Origin of the sequence: Microbacterium natoriense (assembly GCF_030816295.1) — a bacterium.
Lineage (GTDB): Bacteria > Actinomycetota > Actinomycetes > Actinomycetales > Microbacteriaceae > Microbacterium > Microbacterium natoriense_A.
Genome location: NZ_JAUSXV010000001.1, coordinates 3028934 through 3049863, shown reverse-complemented (window position 1 = coordinate 3049863; position 20930 = coordinate 3028934). Strand labels below are relative to the sequence as shown.

The 20930-nt window shown below is 64.7% G+C and carries 26 protein-coding genes; 14 read left to right on the top strand and 12 right to left on the bottom strand.

Annotated elements, in window-relative coordinates; translation table 11 throughout:
* Window positions 1–4 precede the first annotated feature (4 nt).
* A complete protein-coding gene (locus QFZ53_RS14355) occupies window positions 5–676 on the bottom strand; it encodes a DedA family protein (protein WP_307297563.1) in 672 nt (223 codons plus the stop codon).
* A 41-nt stretch (window positions 677–717) separates the two neighbouring features.
* Between QFZ53_RS14355 and QFZ53_RS14350 the strand changes: the two genes are divergently transcribed.
* The 6 genes from QFZ53_RS14350 (at window position 718) to QFZ53_RS14325 (ending at window position 9211) form a co-directional block, all read left to right on the top strand.
* On the top strand, window positions 718–2010 hold the full coding sequence (locus tag QFZ53_RS14350) for an anthranilate synthase component I family protein (protein ID WP_307297561.1): 1293 nt from the start codon (window positions 718–720) through the stop codon (window positions 2008–2010).
* 34 nt (window positions 2011–2044) lie between these two features.
* Window positions 2045–4621 (top strand): leucine--tRNA ligase, encoded by a 2577-nt coding sequence (gene leuS, locus QFZ53_RS14345; protein WP_307297559.1) that lies wholly within the window; start codon window positions 2045–2047, stop codon window positions 4619–4621.
* 92 nt (window positions 4622–4713) lie between these two features.
* The gene (locus tag QFZ53_RS14340; protein ID WP_307297556.1) at window positions 4714–5304 is read left to right on the top strand and encodes a ComEA family DNA-binding protein; all 591 of its coding nucleotides are present in this window, start codon (window positions 4714–4716) and stop codon (window positions 5302–5304) included.
* Window positions 5301–6011: a hypothetical protein gene (locus tag QFZ53_RS14335; protein WP_307297554.1), complete on the top strand. Its 711-nt coding sequence runs from the start codon at window positions 5301–5303 to the stop codon at window positions 6009–6011. Before QFZ53_RS14340 ends, QFZ53_RS14335 begins: the two co-directional genes overlap by 4 nt.
* Window positions 6012–6180: 169 nt before the next feature.
* Complete coding sequence (locus QFZ53_RS14330) at window positions 6181–8037, top strand: HsdM family class I SAM-dependent methyltransferase (protein ID WP_307297551.1); 1857 nt, start codon at window positions 6181–6183, stop codon at window positions 8035–8037.
* Window positions 8030–9211 (top strand): restriction endonuclease subunit S, encoded by a 1182-nt coding sequence (locus tag QFZ53_RS14325; protein WP_307297548.1) that lies wholly within the window; start codon window positions 8030–8032, stop codon window positions 9209–9211. Before QFZ53_RS14330 ends, QFZ53_RS14325 begins: the two co-directional genes overlap by 8 nt.
* Window positions 9212–9218: 7 nt before the next feature.
* On the opposite strand, the gene QFZ53_RS14320 is transcribed toward QFZ53_RS14325, so the two are convergent.
* From QFZ53_RS14320 to QFZ53_RS14300, 5 genes are all read right to left on the bottom strand, one after another.
* Window positions 9219–9503, bottom strand: coding sequence for a hypothetical protein (locus QFZ53_RS14320; protein WP_307297546.1), 285 nt, complete (start codon window positions 9501–9503; stop codon window positions 9219–9221).
* A gap of 443 nt (window positions 9504–9946) precedes the next feature.
* Complete coding sequence (locus tag QFZ53_RS14315) at window positions 9947–11383, bottom strand: hypothetical protein (RefSeq protein ID WP_307297542.1); 1437 nt, start codon at window positions 11381–11383, stop codon at window positions 9947–9949.
* A complete protein-coding gene (locus QFZ53_RS14310; protein WP_307297541.1) occupies window positions 11380–11955 on the bottom strand; it encodes a hypothetical protein in 576 nt (191 codons plus the stop codon). The genes QFZ53_RS14315 and QFZ53_RS14310 overlap by 4 nt, the downstream gene beginning before the upstream one ends.
* 111 nt (window positions 11956–12066) lie before the next feature.
* Complete coding sequence (locus QFZ53_RS14305; RefSeq protein WP_307297538.1) at window positions 12067–12270, bottom strand: hypothetical protein; 204 nt, start codon at window positions 12268–12270, stop codon at window positions 12067–12069.
* Window positions 12271–12272: 2 nt separating this feature from the next.
* Window positions 12273–12524 carry a helix-turn-helix domain-containing protein gene (locus QFZ53_RS14300; protein ID WP_307297536.1) on the bottom strand — a complete coding sequence of 84 codons (252 nt, stop codon included), beginning with the start codon at window positions 12522–12524 and terminating at the stop codon, window positions 12273–12275.
* A gap of 106 nt (window positions 12525–12630) precedes the next feature.
* Here QFZ53_RS14300 and QFZ53_RS14295 point away from each other — a divergent pair, with 106 nt between their 5' ends.
* Window positions 12631–12837, top strand: a complete 207-nt coding sequence (locus QFZ53_RS14295; protein ID WP_307297534.1) for a hypothetical protein — start codon at window positions 12631–12633, stop codon at window positions 12835–12837.
* Here the strand turns inward: QFZ53_RS14295 and QFZ53_RS14290 are convergent.
* A complete protein-coding gene (locus QFZ53_RS14290) occupies window positions 12834–13061 on the bottom strand; it encodes a helix-turn-helix domain-containing protein (protein WP_307297531.1) in 228 nt (75 codons plus the stop codon). The two genes, QFZ53_RS14295 and QFZ53_RS14290, sit on opposite strands and share 4 nt — an antisense overlap.
* A gap of 106 nt (window positions 13062–13167) precedes the next feature.
* Between QFZ53_RS14290 and QFZ53_RS14285 the strand changes: the two genes are divergently transcribed.
* From QFZ53_RS14285 to QFZ53_RS14265, 5 genes are all read left to right on the top strand, one after another.
* Window positions 13168–13578: a hypothetical protein gene (locus QFZ53_RS14285; RefSeq protein WP_307297528.1), complete on the top strand. Its 411-nt coding sequence runs from the start codon at window positions 13168–13170 to the stop codon at window positions 13576–13578.
* Window positions 13579–13643: 65 nt separating this feature from the next.
* The gene (locus tag QFZ53_RS14280) at window positions 13644–14561 is read left to right on the top strand and encodes a hypothetical protein (RefSeq protein WP_307297525.1); all 918 of its coding nucleotides are present in this window, start codon (window positions 13644–13646) and stop codon (window positions 14559–14561) included.
* A complete protein-coding gene (locus tag QFZ53_RS14275; protein ID WP_307297522.1) occupies window positions 14524–14844 on the top strand; it encodes an Lsr2 dimerization domain-containing protein in 321 nt (106 codons plus the stop codon). Before QFZ53_RS14280 ends, QFZ53_RS14275 begins: the two co-directional genes overlap by 38 nt.
* Window positions 14845–15080: 236 nt before the next feature.
* Window positions 15081–15374 (top strand): hypothetical protein, encoded by a 294-nt coding sequence (locus QFZ53_RS14270; RefSeq protein WP_307297520.1) that lies wholly within the window; start codon window positions 15081–15083, stop codon window positions 15372–15374.
* A gap of 5 nt (window positions 15375–15379) precedes the next feature.
* A complete protein-coding gene (locus QFZ53_RS14265) occupies window positions 15380–15670 on the top strand; it encodes a hypothetical protein (protein WP_307297517.1) in 291 nt (96 codons plus the stop codon).
* A 51-nt stretch (window positions 15671–15721) separates the two neighbouring features.
* On the opposite strand, the gene QFZ53_RS14260 is transcribed toward QFZ53_RS14265, so the two are convergent.
* Both QFZ53_RS14260 and QFZ53_RS14255 read right to left on the bottom strand, forming a co-directional pair.
* Window positions 15722–15871 (bottom strand): hypothetical protein, encoded by a 150-nt coding sequence (locus tag QFZ53_RS14260; RefSeq protein WP_307297514.1) that lies wholly within the window; start codon window positions 15869–15871, stop codon window positions 15722–15724.
* A 388-nt stretch (window positions 15872–16259) separates the two neighbouring features.
* Window positions 16260–17312, bottom strand: coding sequence for a hypothetical protein (locus QFZ53_RS14255; RefSeq protein WP_307297512.1), 1053 nt, complete (start codon window positions 17310–17312; stop codon window positions 16260–16262).
* A 217-nt stretch (window positions 17313–17529) separates the two neighbouring features.
* On the opposite strand from QFZ53_RS14255, the gene QFZ53_RS14250 reads away from it, so the two are divergent.
* Window positions 17530–18408: a hypothetical protein gene (locus QFZ53_RS14250; RefSeq protein ID WP_307297509.1), complete on the top strand. Its 879-nt coding sequence runs from the start codon at window positions 17530–17532 to the stop codon at window positions 18406–18408.
* A gap of 9 nt (window positions 18409–18417) precedes the next feature.
* Here the strand turns inward: QFZ53_RS14250 and QFZ53_RS14245 are convergent, their stop codons facing one another.
* The gene (locus QFZ53_RS14245) at window positions 18418–19125 is read right to left on the bottom strand and encodes a hypothetical protein (protein WP_307297507.1); all 708 of its coding nucleotides are present in this window, start codon (window positions 19123–19125) and stop codon (window positions 18418–18420) included.
* A 42-nt stretch (window positions 19126–19167) separates the two neighbouring features.
* Window positions 19168–19389: a hypothetical protein gene (locus QFZ53_RS14240; RefSeq protein ID WP_307297504.1), complete on the bottom strand. Its 222-nt coding sequence runs from the start codon at window positions 19387–19389 to the stop codon at window positions 19168–19170.
* A gap of 64 nt (window positions 19390–19453) precedes the next feature.
* On the opposite strand from QFZ53_RS14240, the gene QFZ53_RS14235 reads away from it, so the two are divergent.
* On the top strand, window positions 19454–20113 hold the full coding sequence (locus tag QFZ53_RS14235) for a DUF3841 domain-containing protein (RefSeq protein WP_307297502.1): 660 nt from the start codon (window positions 19454–19456) through the stop codon (window positions 20111–20113).
* On the opposite strand, the gene QFZ53_RS14230 is transcribed toward QFZ53_RS14235, so the two are convergent.
* Entirely contained in the window at window positions 20110–20790 is a 681-nt protein-coding gene (locus QFZ53_RS14230; protein ID WP_307297500.1) for a hypothetical protein, read from the bottom strand. The genes QFZ53_RS14235 and QFZ53_RS14230 overlap by 4 nt on opposite strands.
* Window positions 20791–20930 lie beyond the last annotated feature (140 nt).

Here is a 20930-nt window from a genome sequence, read left to right as displayed (position 1 = left end):
TGCCTCAGTCTTTCACGTCGGTGCCGGCTTCCGCGTCGTCGGAGTCGAGATGGCGTCGCTCCATGCGGGCGATGACCTTCTTGCTGAGCAGGACGAGCAGCAGGAAGACGATGATGATGCCCACGAAGATGTAGCCGGCGAAGTGCACCTGATCGGCCAGCTCGTCGAAGCTGCCGACGGCGACAGAGGTGATGCTGACGTACGCCGTCGCCCAGACCAGGCACGCCGGAGCCGTCCACGCGAGGAATCGCCGATACGAGTAGTGGCTCATCCCCACCGTGAGGGGGACCAGCGAGTGCAGCACGGGCAGGAACCGCGAGAGGAAGATGGCGATGCCTCCGCGGCGTGCGAGATAGCGCTCGGCCCGCACCCAGTTGTGCTCGCCGACGCGCCGGCCGACCCACGACGCCCGGATGTGCGGGCCGATCCACCGGCCGAGGCCGAATCCGATGCTCTCGCCGATCAGTGCGCCGACGACGACCGCGATCACCATGGCGATGCCCTGCAGAGGGCTGGTGATGCCGATCGAGGCGACCAGGACGACGGTGTCCCCCGGGAAGACGAGTCCGATCAGGATGCTCGTCTCCAGCATGACGGCGAGTCCGGCGAGCAGCGTGCGCGCAACGGGATCGATCGACCGCATGAACTCGATCAGCCAGGGCACGAAGTCATTCACGCCACGAGACTACGCCGGGCGGCGCGATCTAGGCTGGAATGGTGCCCGAACCTCTGTCCGTCCGCGCTGTGACCGCACAGGTCGATCCGGCCGCGTTCTTCCTCTCTCTCGAGGCGATCTCGCCGGACGTGTTCTGGCTCGACGCCGGAGCGGGCGCCCGTGAGGGATGGAGCTTCATCGGCACCGGCGCGGTCGACCACCTGCCCGTCGACATGCGCATCGAGGGATCGGACGCGTCAGAGATCCCGTTCTCTGGTGGGTGGGTGGGCTGGTGCGACTACGAGACCGGTGCCCGCAACGCGGGAGCGCCCGCAGCGGAAGCCGTCGGCAGCGCCTGGCTGCGTGCCACGAGGATCGCGGCGTTCGACCATTCGACGGGGGAGACGTGGGCGATCGCGGCCACAGCCGATCTCGACGACTGGGCGGAGTCGCTCCGCATGCCTCTGCGACCGGCATCCGTTCCGCCCGTCCCGACCGCGCCCGCCGTCTCCGCACGTCACACCCCCGCCGAATACGCGACGCTGATCGAGGAGTGCCGTCAGCTGATCCGCGCCGGCATCGCGTATCAGCTGTGCCTGACGACCCGGTTCACCGTACCTGGAGCGCACGACGCGGTCGCGGCGTATCTTCGATTGCGTGACGCCACCCCCGCGCACCACGGCGGCTTCATCCGCATCGGCGGCCGCGCGCTGCTCAGCGCGAGTCCCGAGCAGTTCCTGCATGTCGAAGAGGGAGTGATCCGCACGAAGCCGATCAAGGGCACCCGCCCCAGAGGTGCGGACGCCGAGTCGGATGCCGCGCTCGCCGCGGAGCTGCAGGCGGATCCCAAAGAGCGCGCCGAGAACGTGATGATCGTCGACCTCATGCGCAACGATCTCTCGCGGGTGTGCGATCCGGGCACCATCCGCGTCGACGGCCTGTGGGAGGTCGAGAGCTACCCCGCGGTGCACCAGCTGGTCAGCACGGTGAGCGGCAGAGCGTCGGAAGGGACGACCGTGGGGATGCTGCTCGAGGCGACGTTCCCGGCCGGAAGCATGACAGGGGCGCCCAAGCTGTCGGCCATGACGCGTCTGCACGCGCTCGAGGGAGGTCCGCGCGGCGTCTATGCGGGATGCTTCGGCTACGTCGGCCACGACGGCGGCATCGACCTCGCCATGGTGATCCGGAGCATCGTGATCGATGCCGGGCAGGCCGTGGTGGGTGCGGGCGGGGGGATCACCTGGCGCTCGGTCGCAGCATCCGAAGTCGCCGAGGTCGCCACCAAGGCCCGTGCGCCCCTGGCCGCACTCGGGGCCGGAATGCCTGCGCACTGGGGTTCGGATATCCTGAACTGATCCCGCTTTTTCCGTCAGATTGGTTGTGCGTTCGTTGTCTGAGACCTTCTCCACTGCTCCCGCCGAAGAAGAGGCACCCTCGGCGCACGCCATTCAGGCCAAGTGGCAGAAGTACTGGGCCGACAACGAGACCTTCGTCACCGGCGGCCAGGACGACAAGCGCCCGCGGCGCTACGTGCTCGCGATGTTCCCCTACCCCTCCGGCGACCTGCACATGGGGCACGCCGAGAACTACCTGTACTCCGACATCGTGGCGCGCTTCTGGCGCCACCGCGGACACAACGTCCTGAACCCGATCGGGTGGGACTCGTTCGGCCTGCCGGCCGAGAACGCGGCCATCCGCCGTGGTGCCGACCCGCGTGAGTGGACCTACCAGAACATCGATCAGCAGAAGGCGGGCTTCCGCGCCTACGGTGTCTCGTTCGACTGGACGCGGGTTCTGCACACCTCCGACCCCGAGTACTACCGCTGGAACCAGTGGCTGTTCCTCAAGCTCTACGAGCGCGGTCTGGCGTACCGCAAGAAGAGCCCGGTGAACTGGTGCCCCAACGACCAGACCGTGCTCGCGAACGAGCAGGTCGTCGACGGGCGCTGCGAGCGCTGCGGTGCAGAGGTCATCAAGAAGAAGCTGACCCAGTGGTACTTCCGCATCACCGACTACGCCGACCGTCTGCTCGACGACCTGAACCAGCTCGAGGGCTTCTGGCCGTCGAAGGTGCTGCAGATGCAGCGCAACTGGATCGGTCGCTCCATCGGCGCCGACGTCGACTTCCGCATCGAGGGTCGTGACGAGCCCGTCACGGTCTTCTCGACCCGCCCCGACACGCTGCACGGCGCGACCTTCTTCGTGGTCGCCCCTGACGGCGAGCTCGCAGCCGAACTGGCCGCCGAAGCGCCCGTCGAGGTGCGCGAGCGCTTCCAGTCGTACCTGGCCGACGTGCAGAAGACGACCGACATCGACCGCCAGGCCACCGACCGCCCCAAGACCGGCGTGTTCCTCGAGCGTTACGCGATCAACCCGGTCAACGGCGAGAAGCTGCCGATCTGGGCCGCCGACTACGTGCTGGCCGACTACGGTCACGGCGCGGTCATGGCCGTGCCCGCACACGACCAGCGCGACCTCGACTTCGCCCGGGCGTTCGACCTGCCGGTCAAGGTCGTCGTCGACACGACGGCGCCGATCACCGGCGCCATGCCCGTGATCGAGGTCGACGACGAGGGCGTGCCGATCGACACCGGCGCTGCGCTGGACGAGCAGAACCCGGCGTCCACGGGCATCGCGCTGACCGGCGAGGGCCGGATGATCAACTCCGGGCCGCTGAACGGCCTGTCGAAGCGCAACGCGATCGCCCGCGCGATCGAGCAGCTCGAGGCATCCGGCACCGGCCGTGCGGCGAAGAACTACCGTCTGCGCGACTGGCTGATCTCCCGCCAGCGCTTCTGGGGCACCCCGATCCCGATGCTGCACGCCGACGACGGCCGGATCATCCCCGTGCCGGAGGACCAGCTCCCGGTGAAGCTGCCCAGCATCGAGGGTCTCGATCTGTCGCCCAAGGGCGCATCGCCCCTGGGTGCGGCCGAGGGCTGGGTGCGCACGGTCGACCCCGAGACCGGTGATCCGGTGCTGCGCGACCCCGACACCATGGACACGTTCGTCGACAGCTCGTGGTACTTCCTGCGCTTCCTGTCTCCGACCAGCGACACCGTCGCGTTCGACCCTAAGGAAGCGGCGCGCTGGGCGCCCGTCGACTCGTACATCGGCGGCGTCGAGCACGCGATCCTGCATCTGCTGTACGCCCGGTTCATCACCAAGGTCCTGTTCGACATGGGGCTGATCGACTTCACCGAGCCGTTCTCCAACCTCATCAACCAGGGCATGGTCATCCTCAACGGCACGAAGATGTCGAAGAGCAAGGGCAACCTGGTGCTGTTCCAGGAGGAGCTCGACGCGCATGGCGCCGACGCACTGCGCGTGGGACTCGCCTTCGCCGGCCCCGTGGAAGACGACAAGGACTGGGCCGACGTCTCGACCACCGGTGCCCAGAAATTCCTGGCGCGCGCGATGCGCATCGCCGGCGAGGTGTCGAGCCCCGTCGACGTCGTCTTCGACGGCGGAGATGCCGCACTGCGTCGTGCGACGCACAAACTGCTGTCCGAGGCGCCGGCGCTGGTCGAGCAGACCAAGTTCAACGTGCTGGTCGCCCGCCTGATGGAACTCGTGAACATCACCCGCAAGACGATCGACGGATCGGCCGGCTCGGCGGACCCCGCCGTGCGCGAGGCTGCCGAGACGATCACCGTGATGCTCGACCTCATCGCCCCGCACACCGCGGAGGAGATGTGGGAGATCCTGGGTCACGAGCCGTCTGTGGGCCTCGTGACGTGGCGATCGGCCGATCCGGCACTCCTCGTCGAAGACAAGATCACGGCCGTCGTGCAGGTGGGCGGCAAGGTCCGCGCGCAGCTCGAAGTGCCGGCGCGCATCGGCGAGGCTGAGCTCGAGGCTCTCGCCCGCGCCGACGAGCGCGTGATCCGCTCGATCGGCGACAAGGAGATCGTCAAGGTCGTGGTCCGGGCGCCGAAGATCGTCAGTTTCGTCGTCAAGGGCTAGTCCTTCTGCACGGAACCGTCACTTCTCCGAGTTCTCCACGGGACGCGGATCTGAGGCTCCCAGGGACCGCGGCCCGCGCTTAACGTGGGCGGATGCCCGACTCGCAGCCGCCGCTCGCGCCGCCCCGCAAGCTGCGGCTGAGCGTCGGCGCCGCGGTCGTGCTCGGCCTTGTCGTGCTCTCCGCCGCGGTCGGTCTCGGGATCATGCGGGGCCAGGCTGCGCCCACCGAGACGGTGCCGCTGACCGAGTCGACGGCGACTGCCACAGGAGAGCTGTACGTCCACATCCTCGGTGCCGTGCATGCACCGGGCCTCTACGTTCTCGAACTCGACGCCAGGCTCGTCGACGCGGTGGCCGCGGCGGGCGGCACCACCGACGACGCCGATCTCACCGGCGTCAATCTGGCGCGGACTCTCACCGACGGCGAGCAGATCATCGTTCCGACGAGCGGGGCCGGCCAGGCGGGAGCACCCGTGGAGTCTCCCGGGGATACCCGGATCGACCTCAACACGGCGGATCAGACGGCGCTCGAGACTCTTCCGCGCATCGGGCCTGCCTTGGCCGAGCGGATCATCGCCTGGCGAGACGAGAACGGCCGGTTCGCCTCGGTCGACGATCTGCTGGCCGTACCGGGGATCGGCGAGAAGCTGCTCGAAGGCATCCGCGACGGGGTGCGGGTATGAGGCGCGACCTGCGCCTGCTTCCACTGGCCGGCACCGTATGGGCGGTGGCGCTGCTGTGCGTGTTCGTCCCCGCAGCCGCTGTCTGGGCCGTCGGCGCGGGCATCGTCGCCGCGGTCGCCGCGCTGGCGGTCTGGCGCCGCCGAGGCGCTCTCACCGTCGTCATCCTCGCCTCTGGCGCCGCCGTGGCGCTGTCGGCGGCGCTCGCGCTGCCGGGGCGCGCCGAGGCGACGGCATGGGGAGGGCGGATCGTCGAGGCGACGGCCGAGATCACATCGTCCGCGTCGATCGGGCAGGACGGGCGGTTGTGGTTCGACGCACAGCTCACCGGCATCGGGTCGCCCGGCGGTGTCGCCCATGCCGCCGCCCCCATCCGCGTCGGCGTCGACTTCGGCGAGGGCTTCGACATGGGCGCGGGCATCAGGATCACGGGACAGGCTGCGCAGACGGATGCCGGGGAACGATCCGCGATCGTGGTGTTCGCGAGCGCAGCCGAGGTCGAGCGGACGGCGAGCGGCGTGTTCGCTCTCGCGGCGGAGCTGAAGGGCGACTTCGTGTCGCGATCGACGGCCCTTCCCGAACCGGGAGCAGGACTGCTGCCCGGTCTGGCGGTCGGTGACACGCGAGCCGTGACCGCAGACCTGAACGATGACATGCGTGCGAGCGGTCTGAGCCATCTCACTGCGGTCTCCGGACTGCCAGACGAGTAAGGGGGTGGGTTGTCTCCTGGCCTCGCACCATGCCCTCGAAATGTGAAGCTCGCCTACTAAGATGAGAGTCTTGTCTGGGGCCGTCCTGCTCGCCGTAGTCGTCGCTGAGCATTCTTGGACACGGTCCCCAGAGGCGATGCACCAGCGTTCGCACGGCGAAAGGTAGACCTTGGCAGAGAGCACGACCGAGAACTTGTTCCGCGAGTTCTACGGTGCCCAGACGCTCCTGGAGAAGCGGGACATCCCGAAGAAGTTCGGCTTCCAGTCCAAGCGCGAGGGCTCGACGGTCGACGGCTTTCCCGACTTCTTCCTGGACATGGGCGATTGGCTGATCGTCGTCGAGGCCAAGTCAGGCGAGGTTGGACTGAAGTCTGACCACTCTGCGGCCGAGGCCGAGGTGCAGATGTACATGCAGGCCAACGCAGTGCCGCACGTCGACATCGTCGGGATCGCCGTCTCCGGTCAGACGCTCGAGTCGCTCCGCGTGACCCACTTCTTCCGCAAGGGCGGCTCTGAGCTGATCGAGGAGCTCGACAAGCCGCGCGCTCTCGTGAGCCTCGACACTCTGACGAAGCACTACCTGGCTGCTGCGCACGGCGACCCGCTGTCGGACGCGGAGCTCACCCGCTTCCTCACTCAGCTCAATGTGCGATTCCACAAGGACTCCCGTGTCCGTGACACGGAGCGTTCGCTCTTCTTCTCGGCCCTCATGATCGCCCTCGACGACGAGCCGTTCCGGAACATGTACGGCTCGGTGAGCGAGCCTGAGGATGAGCGTCTCGTCGAAGCGCGCTACCTCAACGAACAGATCGTCGCCGCGGTGAAGCGGCAGCTCGTGAAGAAGGTCAACTCCGAGTCCAAGCAGATTGACTGGGAGGACCGCTTCTCCTTCGTCAAGAACGTAGACATCCCTCTTGTCGAGTATAAGTCGATCATCGATGACATCGACGAGCGCGTCCACCAGCCCTCAAAGCGGACGACGAAGCGCGACATCCTAGGACGCGCGTACAAGATCTTCCTCTCCCGGGCGGGGAAGATGGACAACAAGAACATCATCCTGACCCCCGACCACATCAAGACCCTCATGGTCGACCTCGTGCGTCTGGGCAAGGACGACGTCGTCCTCGACACCTGTATGGGGTCGGGCGGATTCCTCATGGACGCCATGGAACAACTCGTAGACAAGGCCCACGGCGACGAAACTAGGATCGAGAGCATCCACGAGACGCAGCTGATCGGCCTTGAGCTCGACCCCGTCCTCTTCGCTCTGGCCTGCTCCAACATGTTCCTGCACGGCGACGGCCGCTCGAACCTGATGTTCCGCGATTCGCTGGTGACCCGCGACCGCACGTTCACGGTCAAGCCTGCGGACATGAAGCTTCAGCGCTACGTCAAGGGGCTCAAGCCGACGAAGTGCGTTATCAATCCGCCGTACGAGCACGACAACCCTGTCAACTTCACAATGTCTGCGATCGAGTACCTCGAAGAGGGCGGTCAGCTGGTGATTATCATGCCGGTGAACACGCTCTCGAAGGACCCAAAGGCCGCGAAGACGATCTTGGAACGGGCACGCCTGGACTTCGTGATCGACATGCCGCAGCAGCTCTTCTTCGAGCAGGGACGCACGGTCAAGACGTCGATCTTCGGCTTCACCAAGACCAGCAACGGCCATGAGCGCGACGCCTTGGTCACCTTCATCGACATGGAGGATGACGGCCACGAGGTGCAGGTCGGCCACGGACGGAAGGACGTCGGCCGCTGGCGAGAGATCTCTCGATTGGCGAAGCGGGCGATCCGCGACGGTGTCGAGAGCCCCGACGCGCGATCGTGGCGCACCGCGATCTTCGATGACGCCGGGGTCCTCGATGCTCGCGGCATCCGCCGGAACCCGTGGCCTCAGGCCGAGACCCACGACCTCTACGAAGCGGTGGCCGATTGGCAGGAGGCGCGCGCGCAACGAGACGTAGCGCTGGACCACATGACCCGGATCCTCAATGAGGCCGGCATCGGCGGGTTTGATGTCTGACTGGCCGACCGTAACCGTCGGCCAGTACGTTAAGCAACGGTCGGAGAAAGTGGTGATCGAGTCGGGGCAGGACTACGTCACCATGGGCGTCCGATGGTACGGAAAGGGTGCGTACCTGCGCCCCGCCAGTCGACCGAAGACGAAAGCGTTGGCGCTCGCGCGTAAGGGCGACTTCATCTTCTGTCGTATCGATGCCCAGAACGGCCCTTTTGGTGTCGTGCCCGCTGATCTCGACGGCGCGCTTGTCACGAACGAGTTTCCGCTGTACACCGTCGATTCGTCCGATCTCGACGCTCACTTCCTCGCGCTCTGCTTCGCGAACCAGAGCAGCCTGAAGCGGATCAACAAGCTCAGAGACGGAAGAGACGGCCGCGCTCGGTGGAAGGAAGCGGATTTCGAGGCTTGGACCATCCCGCTGCCGCCCCTTCCTGTCCAGCGACGAATCGTCGAGGTCATCGCTGCTGCGGACAGATACATCGATGCCCTCGAATTGGAAGAGTCGACCCTCACCACTCTGCTGGCCACTACACGTCAGCACCTTCTGTCGGGCTGCCCTCGGGTCCCCTTAGCTTCGGTCTGCGAGATCACGGCTCGGCTGGTCAATCCGAAGGACGACGAGTACGCAGATCTCCTGCACATCGGTGTCGATGTGATCGAGAAAGGCACCGGACGCCTCGTCAACCCGCGTACGGCCCGAGAGGATGGCGTGATCAGTGGTAAGTACCTCGTGGGTGAGAGCGATGTGGTGTACTCGAAGATTCGACCAAGGCTACGCAAGGCGGCGTTCCCTGGGTTCGTCGCGCTCTGCAGCGCGGACGCCTATCCGTTGTCTCCGCTGAACGGCACTCCGCCCGCTCTGTTGCGTGAGATCCTTCTCGAGGACACATTTACTTCTCAGACCGTTGCGCTGTCGACCCGTCTGAAGATGCCGAAGGTGAACAGAAACGAACTGTTCTCGACAACCGTCGCAATGCCTCAGACCGAGGGCGAGCGCACCAGGGTCGCCACGGCCCTGGACGCCATTCGCGGTCAGATCGACGCTGTGTCCGCAGAACAGGCCCGCGCCCGATCTGCGAGAGCCGCGCTACTCGATGCGCTCCTCGACCAGAAGATCGAAGTCTTGCGGCCGACGGGTGACGGAGGGAACTTGGACCTGCTCGAACCTTTGGTGTGACCTCCGGTCAGTCTCGCGGTGCCCGCTGAACCGTCACCCTGATCTCAGTTGCCAGCTCGTCGACGTACTCCTGCGTCCCGCTCATGCCGTCGGCGTCGATGCACGGCTGTACCCGCTGCTCGCTAATCGGGATCTCGCGGCGGAAGCCGACATCGCTCGTGACCAGCGCAGCGACCTGTTCGTCGCCGGAACCGGCTAGCCCGACGAGCCTGGCGTCGTCGGGCGAGTCCAGCGCGATGGGCACGGCCCGCAGCACGGCCCGGACGACGTTCGTCGCGCTGATCGAGAACAACTCGCCGATTGTCGCAGGTCCTCGAACGGGTCGACGAGGCTCTGGATCCCGTGCTCGGGGCGGACGAACGCGATCCGGGCCACGTGATAGTCCGAGCCGAGACCCGGACCCGGCTCGCAGTCGCCGGCGAAGACCGTGCAAGTGAGGTAGTCGTCGCTCGTGGGCACCCGGACCGGCACGCCGTCCAGATCTCCGGTTTCCTCGTACTCCATGCTCACACACCGCGCTCTCCGCGCTCGCGCACGGCCAGAGTAGGAGCCTGAGACCGCCATACATCTCTGAAGCAGCCCCAGATCTCGATCCGCGCACTGATGGTTACGCGCAGCCGACGCTTGCCATAGGTTGACGCCTCTGGCGGCTTAACCTGTACGCTCCGCAGGCCGAACAACTTCTTCGCCCGTCTACTAGTCTGCCTCCTCAGCGGATTCGTCAGGCGCTGACGGCTACAACTCCTCGTCGAGCTCCTCGTTCGCCAGAAGGTTCGCAGCGGCCCGCGTGAGTGCGCCGAGCTGGACGGCACGCTCCGCGACGACGATCCCGCCGGCGAAGTCGACTGACGCCGATTCCGCTCCGGCGTCCTCGTCACCGAGGTCAGGGCCAGGGAGCACTACTTCGACATGGCTCACGAAGTAACTGTCCTCGACGGAGCTGACGACGGTCTCGACGTCTCGCTTGACGTTCCCGCTTTCCCGCGCGTCAATGCGGAACGCCCGTTCGATCCCGGAGATCGACGCGGAACGGAGAGAAAAGCCGTCGAGGCGGCCGACGGCCACGGACCACTTCGGCGTCGACGAGCCGGGCCGGGCCTTCAGCTTGTAGCCCGAATTGCTCACGCGGATCATCGTCGAGCCGAGGGCCAGGCCCAGAGTTCCCGAGTCGAACCGCCAACCGCTGGATGCAACTTCCGATTCCTCATCCGGACCGCCTGGCTCCGTTCCGTCGTCGTCGGTGGCGCTTTCGGCCGGCGACACGGGGTTACCCTCGGCGTCAACGTTCAGCCCCACGTACGCGCGCTTGGCCGACCACGTCCTCAGGTTCGCCTGCACCAGCCTGGTGAGGTCCATACCGTTGAGCTCCGAAGCTAGGCTCTCGAGCTGCTCGAAATTGAAGAGCGATCCGAGCGCAGTCCAGAAGTCGTCTCCCTTCGGAGCGGTGGCTCTGCCCAGCAGCCAGGGCAGGACGCTGCGCAGCTCGTCGGTGGACATCGCGCCGTCGATCCGCGCCAGCACGTCCATGGCCGTATCCGGAGACATCGCCCACTGAACCAGGAGCGCAGTGCGTTCCATTCGGACGACGGCGTCTTCGAAGAAGGTCTCTCTGATGAGGTCAGTGACGTTCTCGCCGGTGCCGTTCCCGGTCAGGAGAAGTCGTTCCGCGACAGGCTCATCCACCAGCCCCCGCCCTCCCCGGAGAAAGTTCGAGCGCACGGCCGAGCTCAGCGGGTTGTCATCCGCCGCCGGGGCTGCGATCTCCTTGAACGCTTCAGCGTCGGTCAGTAGCGAGTATCGGGCATGGCTGGCAGCGCGCGACACGTCAGCCTTGGTCATCGCGAAACCAGATTCCTCCACGACCTGATCGGCGCTGATCGACAGGAAGATCGGGTCGCCGTTCGTGATGTGCGCGGTCTCGTTGCCTGCGACCACGGCCGCGTACGACGAGCGGAGGAAGACGTCCCGCGACGACTTGCCTTTCGCGCCGCGTCCCCACGTGAGTTTGAAGTCCGGAATCGCGCTGTGGTTGAAGTAGAGGGTGTCCTCGATTTCGGCATCGGGCTCGAGCAGTTCGAGGTGCTCTCGAAAGACCTGCTTGACCCTCGACGCGTAGTCCTCCCTGACGTACGACTCGCGAGCGGCGTGCAAAGCCTCGATCAAGTCACTCATAGTGTCTTCACTTTCCTCAGCAGAACGGGACGGATCTGTTCGAGCTCGGCTCGAGTGAGAGAGAGGGCTTCTTGCTTGGGATTGAACACGAGGACGGTCACTCGACTGGCCACCTCATGCGCCAACGACTCGTTGAGATCATCGCCGCCCAGGTACTCGGGGTGCGCCTCAAGAGCCTTCTTCATGTGCTCGTAAGTCTCAAGGTTGGACCAGTTTTCGAGATTGAACGGGTGAAACGTGACCCAATAGTACTGAGATTCCCTGGTCGTGTTATAGTCCGCGAGCTCCTGAGCCGTGTGCCCATACGCGACCGCCAGGAACTTGACGAACTCCGTGTACTGCCTGCCTGCCGAGGTGTACCTCTTACACTCGACGAACACGGGCGCTTTCTTCTCCGTGAGCATGTAGCCGACGAGGTCGAGCTGCTTCTGCTTCCCGCTTTTCGTGCGAACCATGCAGTCGATCTTGTTGTTGTAAGCGTCGAACGGAAGCTCCATATATGTCGTCGCCTCCAGCCAACGTTTCAATGTCGCCGCGCCTTCACGGCCGAGCTCTTGGATGTCCTCCGGCATGCCCGAAGCCTATCGCGGAGGAATCCAACCGTCGGTTCGACCCGCTAGGTGCAGCTTCTCCGGCCGCTCTCCGGCCCACCGCTATTACGAGAGCGGGCCGGCTTCGCATCTCTAGCGCAGACTCTCGAATGGGTCGATCAGCGATTGGATCCCGTGCTGGGGGCAGACGAAAGCGATCCGAGCGCCTGACTCGCCAGAGCTGAAGTCGGGGTCCGGTTCGCAGTTGCCGCCGCAGACCGAACACGTCCGGTAATCGTCGTTCGTAGGCACCCGCACCGGCACGCCGTCCACCTCGCCGAGTTCTTCGTAGTCCATGTTTACGCGTCCGTATCGAACATCGAGGGCCCCACGCCCTCCAACAGCGCGCCCGGCTCTACGCCGAGGGCGGCCGCGATGCGAACCAGTGAGCGGACGTTCATCATCGCTCGCCCCGCCTCGTACGACCTGATGTTAGAGCTGTCGATCCCTGTCTTGTACCCCAGGCCATCGACTGACAAGCTTTGCGCCTTGCGCAGCTCGGCGATGCGCGAGCCGATGTGCGCGGCGGCGGGGGAGGGGGTGCGGGGCATGGCTCCATTATCGGGCACTTGTGCCCGGTCGCACACCTCGGTCAGTGTTCGGGTGGAGAACATGCGCTTCACGCTGACAACGATGGACCCTGGCAGAATAGTCGCCATGTCGTCCCACCACCTCCCTGAACCTGAGAGCGAGTACGGCTACACACTGCGCCAGGTCAAGGCGATCGTCGGTACGGAGCTCATGCCGGAGTTCCGCGAGCACATGATGATGCGCGCGCACGTGCTCGACGGACCGGACGGCGAGGTGTTCTACCCCTTCGACGTGTTGCAGTTCGTGGAACGCACCAGCCGACGCTTACCCTAAGCGTCGATCGTCGCGAGCATCTCAGCGGGGCTGACGTCGAGGCCTCTGGCGAGCTTCACGATGACATCGAGCGTAGGGTTTCGCGCTCCTCGCTCCAGACCGCTGATATACGTTCGATCGAGACCGACATGGTGGGCGAACGCCTCCTGGGACGCGTGTCCGTTCGCTTGCCGCAGCGCACGCAGATGCTCGCCGAAAGCACGGCGGTGCGCTGGAATCGTCATGTCTTCCAGAGAATCAGCTATGCTGACTACCAGTCCACGGACTATGAGTCACATATTGGAGGCATCCAGCGTCATGAAGAGGTTCTCAACACGGCTCCTGGTCGCCGTGGCAACTCTGGCAGCCGGTGTCATCGCTCTCTCCGGCTGCACCGCCGGTAGCACCGGGAGCGCAGCGACCCAGTATCAGAACTCGGAGAGCGCCTACGATCAGCTCGTGATCGTCGGAGACCAGGTGATCTACCTGACCACCAGCGCGGACCACGTCGTCGACATGCTCAAGCTCACCGACGCCGGCGACATCGACCCCGAAGGCGAGTATGTCGAGGATGTCGGCCAGCTCAACGAGGCCCGCGACACCGTCATCTGGTCCGACGGTGACGACGACCCCATCGAGATCACGGACGACATGATCCGCCTCACCGACCCCAACGCGGGCAGTGACAGCGCGGTGTACATCCGCTACGACGACGAGCGCGCGTCGACCGAGCGCGAGCGCGTCATCGCCGAGAAGTCGTAACGCGAGTTATCGCCACAGCAGACGTAGAGGGAATTGAACGTTTGAGCGCCAACGGGGAGGACAGTGTGGACATCGGCGACGAGCTGATCTACCGCATGCGAACCTTCTCGCCATCTGAGCGTGTTCGCGTTGTGGGCATTGATACACGCAAGAAGACACTCAGGTACGACGTGGAGTTCCTCGACGGGGAGAAGCACGGCGTCATCGAGAACATCCCGGGCGGCCGACTCCGAGGACCGTGGCGAACGGTGCGCGAGTACGACGAACGGATGGCGCACTGGGAACGGTTCACAAAGCAGGAACTGGAGCGGCATGAGGAAGACGCCGTGGAACACGTGTTCATTCTCCTGATCCCCAAGGACGCCGCGACCCTGCTCTGGAAGCACACAGTGTGGACGACGCGGATCCTCGATGATGAGGCCCTCGGAGGTCTACTCGGGGTCTCGGTGGCGGAAGTGCTGGAGAACGTGGACTGGTACTCCGACGGAGACGACAAGGTCGTGTCGCCCGAGGGGACGATGCGCATCGCAGAATACGCCTGCCACATGAACCCGATGCCCGTGTTGGATGCGGTCGTCGAGGACGAAAAGCGGCAGCGCGAGTACAGCACCCGCAGCCGCCCAGGGGACACCTTAGACAACCGGCCGATGCCGTACTCCGCCGAGTGGGAGTACGCGTACTACCTCAAAGAGGGACGACCGGTTCACGAGCTTCTCCGCGCCTGGTGCGGTCAGGAGGCAGTCACCCTCCAGAAGCGCCTCGCTGTTGCCGAAGCCGAAGTGCATCGCTTGGACGGACTGCTTGTCCGCGCGCTTGACGATCTCAAGACCCACGATCACTCCCTCGCTGCCGACCGCATCGAGCGCGCGCACATTGAGGAGCGGATCACGCCTGAGAACGCTCCTAGGACACCGTGCCCGAAGGACGATATCGAAAGGAACTGTCATGGTTACTCGCAACATCCGCGTCTCGGACCTGAGTGATGAAGAGAACGCATTTACGGTCAAGCTGGGTTCCGCTGGTAGTTGGTACGAGGTCGACCTTACGGAATCCGAGCAGCAGGATCTCGCCGAGATGTTGCGCACGTACATGGAGGTCGGTCGCAAGGTCGCTGGGCCTCCGTCGAGGCGTATCGTCCCGACGACCACCGCCGACGAGCGTCGGCAGATGCGGTCTTGGGCGCGGGGGCAGGGCTACAGGGTCGCTGAGCGCGGAGTCATCCCCAAGCAGGTGTACCGGGCGTATGTCGACGTCCACCGCGATTGAGCGTGGCCGGATGAGGGATCTATCGTCCCACGCGCAGCGTCTCGAGCCTGACGATCACGTGCTCCGCGTGGGACGACGGTCGCGGGGGCAGTCGTCTGCTCCCGGAACCCGACAGCGGCCTCGGCTACTCCGAAGGCCAGCTCGTTGGCATCGTTGGTGAGCGAACCGACGCGTTTCACGAATACATACTGATGAGGGCGAGCGCGTTCGCAGCGGACGGTACCAGCGTCCATTACGTGGGCGACGTGCGAGGCTACGTTGAGCACCATGTGCCGCAGCGCGCGAGACAGCTCACCGAGCGCGACGTCGATGAGCTTCTCCGCTATCGATGGTCATCGCTTGAGAGCGACCCCCAAGCGATTGACCCTGAGCTGGCCCTGGGCCGCGCCTCGATCGCCGTCCTGCGTGTTCTCGCGATATTGAGCACGAGTGCCGTCGCGGGTCTCAACCGGGTTCCTGGGAATGGCTCTTATCAGGGCAAGGAAACGATCAGGTGTCGCGTGACGCGCCCGGAACAAGCAATACCCTGAGCCGTATGACGATGATCGAGACGATGGACGGCCGTATCGACCTGGATGCCTCCGAGGAACTGCTCTTCGACGTCGAAGACGCACTCTCGTTCTGGTATCGGTACGGACGCCATCCCTACCGATCGCTTGGCGGCATGCCGAGGTTCATGATCACGCGTTCGGACTTCCGGTACGCCGTCAGCCCTCGTTTCTGGCGTTTCACCCTGGAGCAGACCGAGACGATGCTGAAGGTGCTATGGCCGAAAGAAGCGGACGATGTTCTGAAGCGACTGGCAGAGCTTGAGCCAGAGCATTAACCCGTTGACTCGAAGAAGCTCTGCCTCAGCAGAGTGGATCTGAACAGCTGATCAGCGCAGGCTGAGCCTCGGCACCTTCCGGGCAGGATCGTGTTCGACCTTCTCCGCAGCGATCACGAACTTGTCCGCGAGCTCGAGGAACTTCCGGTCGCTTTCGTTGGCGACCTCGACCGTCTGGCCGTTTCGAGACTTCAGCGTCACGACGAATGTGGCGGGACGGACGGACGTACGGCGTGCGCGGCTTCTTCGCATCTGCAGGTGCCATGATTCTCCTGCTCCAGTCGGTCGCAAGTTCTGTGCATGCTCGAGTCTATGCGGCTCCGTCAGGACAGTCTCCTACGCCACCATCTGTGGACTACCTGTGTCTCTGACTCGGACGTGCTGCGCGTAATGGTAGGCCAGCCGCAAGGTCGCGCAGGCGACATCGGAGTGCGTCGTGCCTGCGCGCGTTCTGTCCGGAGCTCGAGGGCCGCGGCGTCGGCCTCGGCGGTCTCAAGGCTCCAGCCTCGTGGGCGCGCGATGTTCTCGAAGCGCTGCACGACCCACTGAGATGAGGTACCCGTCGCTATCGCCTGAGGTAGGTCAACCGTCACTCGCACCAGTATTCAGCGCATCCATCGTGGCTGACCAGCTGCGTGCTTCCCAGTGCATGTACGAGCAAGAGCTCGTCCCAGGTCGCGGGAAGCTTGTCTGCAGAGGCTGGCAGCGCGATGTCGACGACGGACTCGAAGTCCTCCGGCCATCGGCCGATCATCTGTCCGAGTCCCAGCGGATGCTGTCGCGTGACCACCGAGCTCGGGCAATGCTCGCACGTCTCCAGCGGATCGAACGGCAGACGGTTGATGCTCCCTGTGTGCGGGTGCTCGTCCTGAGCCCACTCCGCCAGGGCACTCATGTGCTCTGCCGTGCTGCGATCGATGCTGCTCCAGCTGATGTGCTGAGCAACATCCCGGGTTTCGAACTCCCAGTACGTCACGGTGCCGTAAGGGGTCTGTGCGTGTCCGAGCCGGATCCCCAGCCGAGGATCGAGGCTGGCTGTGATCTTCTCCATCTCCTCCGCCACGAGATCACTCTCACCACTGAACCGGGAGAACGCCGCTTCGTCGTTGAGATAGGGCAGCACTCTGGTGACGAGTGACCCCGACGCAGTCACGAATCGAATCCCGTCGATCATGTTGCCGTATGCGACGTCGCCGTTCACGATCCCCGGAGCTGCCGCAGCCGCTGCGGGCGTCGGGAACCGCGTGAACCAGGCAGGCGTCCATCCATCCCATCGCTGCGGCGTCTCGTCCCAGTACGTGCGGTCACCCCAGACCCCGCCGGTGTACATCGCCCAGTTGCCGTACGGATGGCTGTGCCAGCGCTCGGGCCCACCCGGGCTATCGGGTGCGACGTAGCCGCTGGTGACGACGTCGCCGTCTTCCGTGACAGCAGCCTTCGCCTCATCGAACGTCGCGAAGGCGGTGCCCTCGGCCCGCGGATAGTCGTACTCATGCTGATCGCCGCTGAGCATCATGAACTGCAGCTGCCGAGGCGGATCCGGATCAGGAACGTGGCCGAGGGCGTGCAGCGCCTCGGTGTACTTGACCCCGTGCTCGTGCATGTAGGCGCGAACGAGAGCTTTGCGATTGGTGCTGACCATGAGGACTACCTCCGGAGTGCGCGCGATTTCTCCCGTGCTCGTCGCCGGTCCGTCAGGGCAGGAAAGCAGCCGATGTCGTCCCTCAGGAGATTGTCGTCATATGCCGGCAGCAGCACGGGTGCAGAGCCAGCTCAGAGTGAGGCGTCATCGAACGCCCGCCATGAAGCTAACACAGGATCGATCCGGAATGTCCGAAACGGATGCGATCCTCAGACGCATGAACGACCGCCAGCACGCCAGTGTTCGAATTGCCTTTGTCGACTTCGGATATGCCCGGGGCCACCGCGGAAAGGTCCCGATCGAGAACTGGGCTCTAAACCGTATGGGCCTGCTGCACGTCGAGACCGATCCAGACTTTGCGGCGTTCGCGGTCGTCGACGAATGGGAGGACGAGCTCCGTCCACGCGAAGATCCCAGCGCGCTGGACATCGAGCTGGAGAACTGGGCGCTGAACTTCGACATCATCGTGTCGTGGAATGGCCTGTTCGGCGACTACCTCCCGCTGGCGAGGCTCAGCGACGAGGTCGCCGGCATCTTGCCGTTGAGCGTCGATCTGCAGCGGCAGCTCGCGCTTGACGTCGAGGATCTGTTTCCGGCTAAGAGCGCCTGGCCCGGTATCGGGCTGGATCTGGAAAGGGTCTACGACTCGTTCGGGGACGAGTACGGGCTGGGCAGAAAGTACCGCGGTGATCCGGCGATCGACGACTGTTATCGGATGTTCAGCATTTACAGGAAGATGCTCAACGGAGAGCCGATGAACTACGAGCACGTCGTGCGACGTGGGCCGGTGAACATCATCGACGACCGCGCCGTCATCCCGCCCTCGCTTCGCACCCTCGCCGCGATGCACGGCGACGATGCCGCCACGAACAACGTACGCTGCGACGTCGACTGGGCGGATGTCACGTTGCCCGGCAACGTGGTCGCGCTGCTCGATGACCGGGAACCCTGGTCACGCAAGCCGATGCTTCGGTTCGCGCTCCAGCTTCTGTCACCAAGCGTGAATGAGCGGGTGCGCGCCCAGCTTCGCGATGGCATGCCGCTCGTAGACGCTGACCTGGCGCGGCTCCGTGTAGCCCTCGATCACACGCCTTGACATGCCTGATCAATCCTCGTCGGAGATGGCCTTCCTACCGCTGATGCTCCAGCCGTCGCCGCCGGCGCGGGCGGTGCGCACGGCGGAAGCCCACATCTGGCCGTCGATAATGCGCAACCGAGCTTGCAGGTCGCCGGACCAGCGCCATGCGTCGGGGTCCGCCATCGTCACCTTGATCCTGCCTCGAAGCCGTTCGTAGATCTCGTACCGTCGGCCTATATAGGGTTCTGTCTGGATGCGGTAACCCAGGCTGTGGTCGTCGTACGCGTCCGCGTATGTCGTGTGCAGCACGCGCTGATGCTCGAGCTCGCGCGCTTCCTCCACGCTCATTGGCCACCACTCGATACGAGGAAGGCCCTGCAGCAGCGCCTTGTCGTCTGCGTACTCGACCGCATCGTCTGGCTGCTGTGCGGTCGCCTCGCCGTACTCGACCCGCCAGCCCGAGCTGATGCGGGCGATCCTCGTCGGCAGGATCCACGGCGTCTCGCGGGGCGCAGTCATCTCCGGCGGCCGTCCTGGGGATGAGGGCAGTTCATCGGATTCGCGGCCGTAGCCGATCGGAGCCGTCGGCGGCCAGAAGAACTCCAGGGGCTCGTCATCGCCGATGTCCAGGTTCGCGACGGCCCACCCGCGTGCAAGTAACTCCGCTTGCACGTCACTGCCGAGCAGACGCCAACCCTCGTTGAGAATGTGGATCTCATCGTCGCCAGATGTCATCTGTCCTCCTGCCTTTGGCGCTGTATAGGCGAGCGCGGCTGTTCACGCAATACGTGGTCGATTGTGGTCGGGGAGGACCGTCGATCCGCCGTGCCACCAAGCGCCGCAGGCAGGACAGTGGATCTTCCAATCATCAGAACCAGGAATCGCGACCATCCGTCCGGCGTTCTCTCCGCTGGAGGAGCACCGCTGCTTTGAGTCCTCCTCCTTCTGGAGGATCGTCTCTTCGATGTACCGAATGTCCAGGCCGTCGCCATCCGTCATGGACTCGACGATACGTAGGGCATCCGACAATGCGATGTCGATGCGGGGCGACAAGATGGTGTTCGTGCCATCCTTCCCGATCCGTTCCGCTCGTGCGGAGCAGGCTGTGCCACCGGGGCGTGTTGGGTTTGACCTGGACGCGGACGTTCTGCTGCTGCACACGATCCAGGCGAACGCCGCAGTCGACGAGCTCAGGAAGAACGGCGTGCTGCGTCCTCGGCCAGAGCACACGGCATCCGAGTGGCCTGAGGCGTACGCCTGGATGAATCGGATGATGGGCGAGAGGCTGCCAACGTCCGGGAGCACGGCGGTCTGGCTGTGGGCGCAGATCCGAAGAGATGACCTGATCCGCAACTGTGGACGCGCACGCGGTCAGGTTCTGTTGACGTGCCGGATCCCGCGCGAACGCGTGCTCTTGTCCCAGTTCGACGAGTGGCACTCGGTGCTGAACTCGTTCCCTGCAATCCCGATACTGCCCGACGAGTCCGACGCAGAGTACGACGCTCGCTACACCGCACTCACGGATGCCTTCCTCGTGCGCCGAGAGGCCGGCGGGCACCGAAACGTACCCGTCTCCCAGTGGCCGGCAGACCTCCGCAGGGACACCGAACTCTCCTGGGAGTGCATCTTCGATCGCGAGATCTTCGACCGGAAGGCGTACTGGCAGGCGACGGTGCACGAGCTTCGAGCCGATGACGTCGTTGACGCCGTCCAGATTCTCTAGGTTGGATTCGCGGTGGGGGAGTCTGGGTGTCCGGCGCTGCCAATCGGGGCGTTGGGGAGATCAGTCTTCAATGCGGGGACGAACTCAGCCAACTCTTCCAGCAGGGCATCGAAGAGAGCGTGTTTCCACAGCGGCAGCCAGCAGTGCCGCCAGACCTTCTCGTGCGCAGTGACGTCAGGACAGAGCATCACTCCGGCAACCCGGAGCTTGATCAGGATGGTCTTGAGATAGGCGTCCAGTCCTGCCGTAGCGCCGTCGAGCGCAAGATGTACCACTCCTCGGATACATCCCTGCAGGATGGCCCCGTCCACCGACAGATCTGCGTCGGCATCGAGGTCTGCTTTCGATACGGCGGTACCGTCTTTGTTCGCGCGGGCTGGTCTTGCTTCGGCCTCTGCTCGTGCCGACTTCAACAACGCGGTAGCTCCGGCCGCGATCGCCACGGCCACTTCTTCCTTTGCTTTCTCTTCGAGCGATCCGAACTGCTCGACGGCGCAGACGATGCTCGCGATGAGGTCGCACCATAGGTGGTCGAGGATTCTTGCCTTGAGCGCCTTTCGCTTCGATTTCTGTACGCCCGCGAGAAGATCCGATGAGGCCTTGACGAGGAGTTCGACAACACTTTCCAGCTGATCCCGCTCAGTCGGGTGCTCAACGAGCCATTGGACCAGGTTCATGGTGCGTGCGTACTCGAACGCACTGATCGTGTTCGCTGCAGACAGGCCTCGCGACCTCTTGGACTTTCTGGCCCGTGCGATCCGGATGCGGACACGAGTCGCGGCTAAACTTTGCCGGCGCAGTGCCTCCGTGCGTTCGG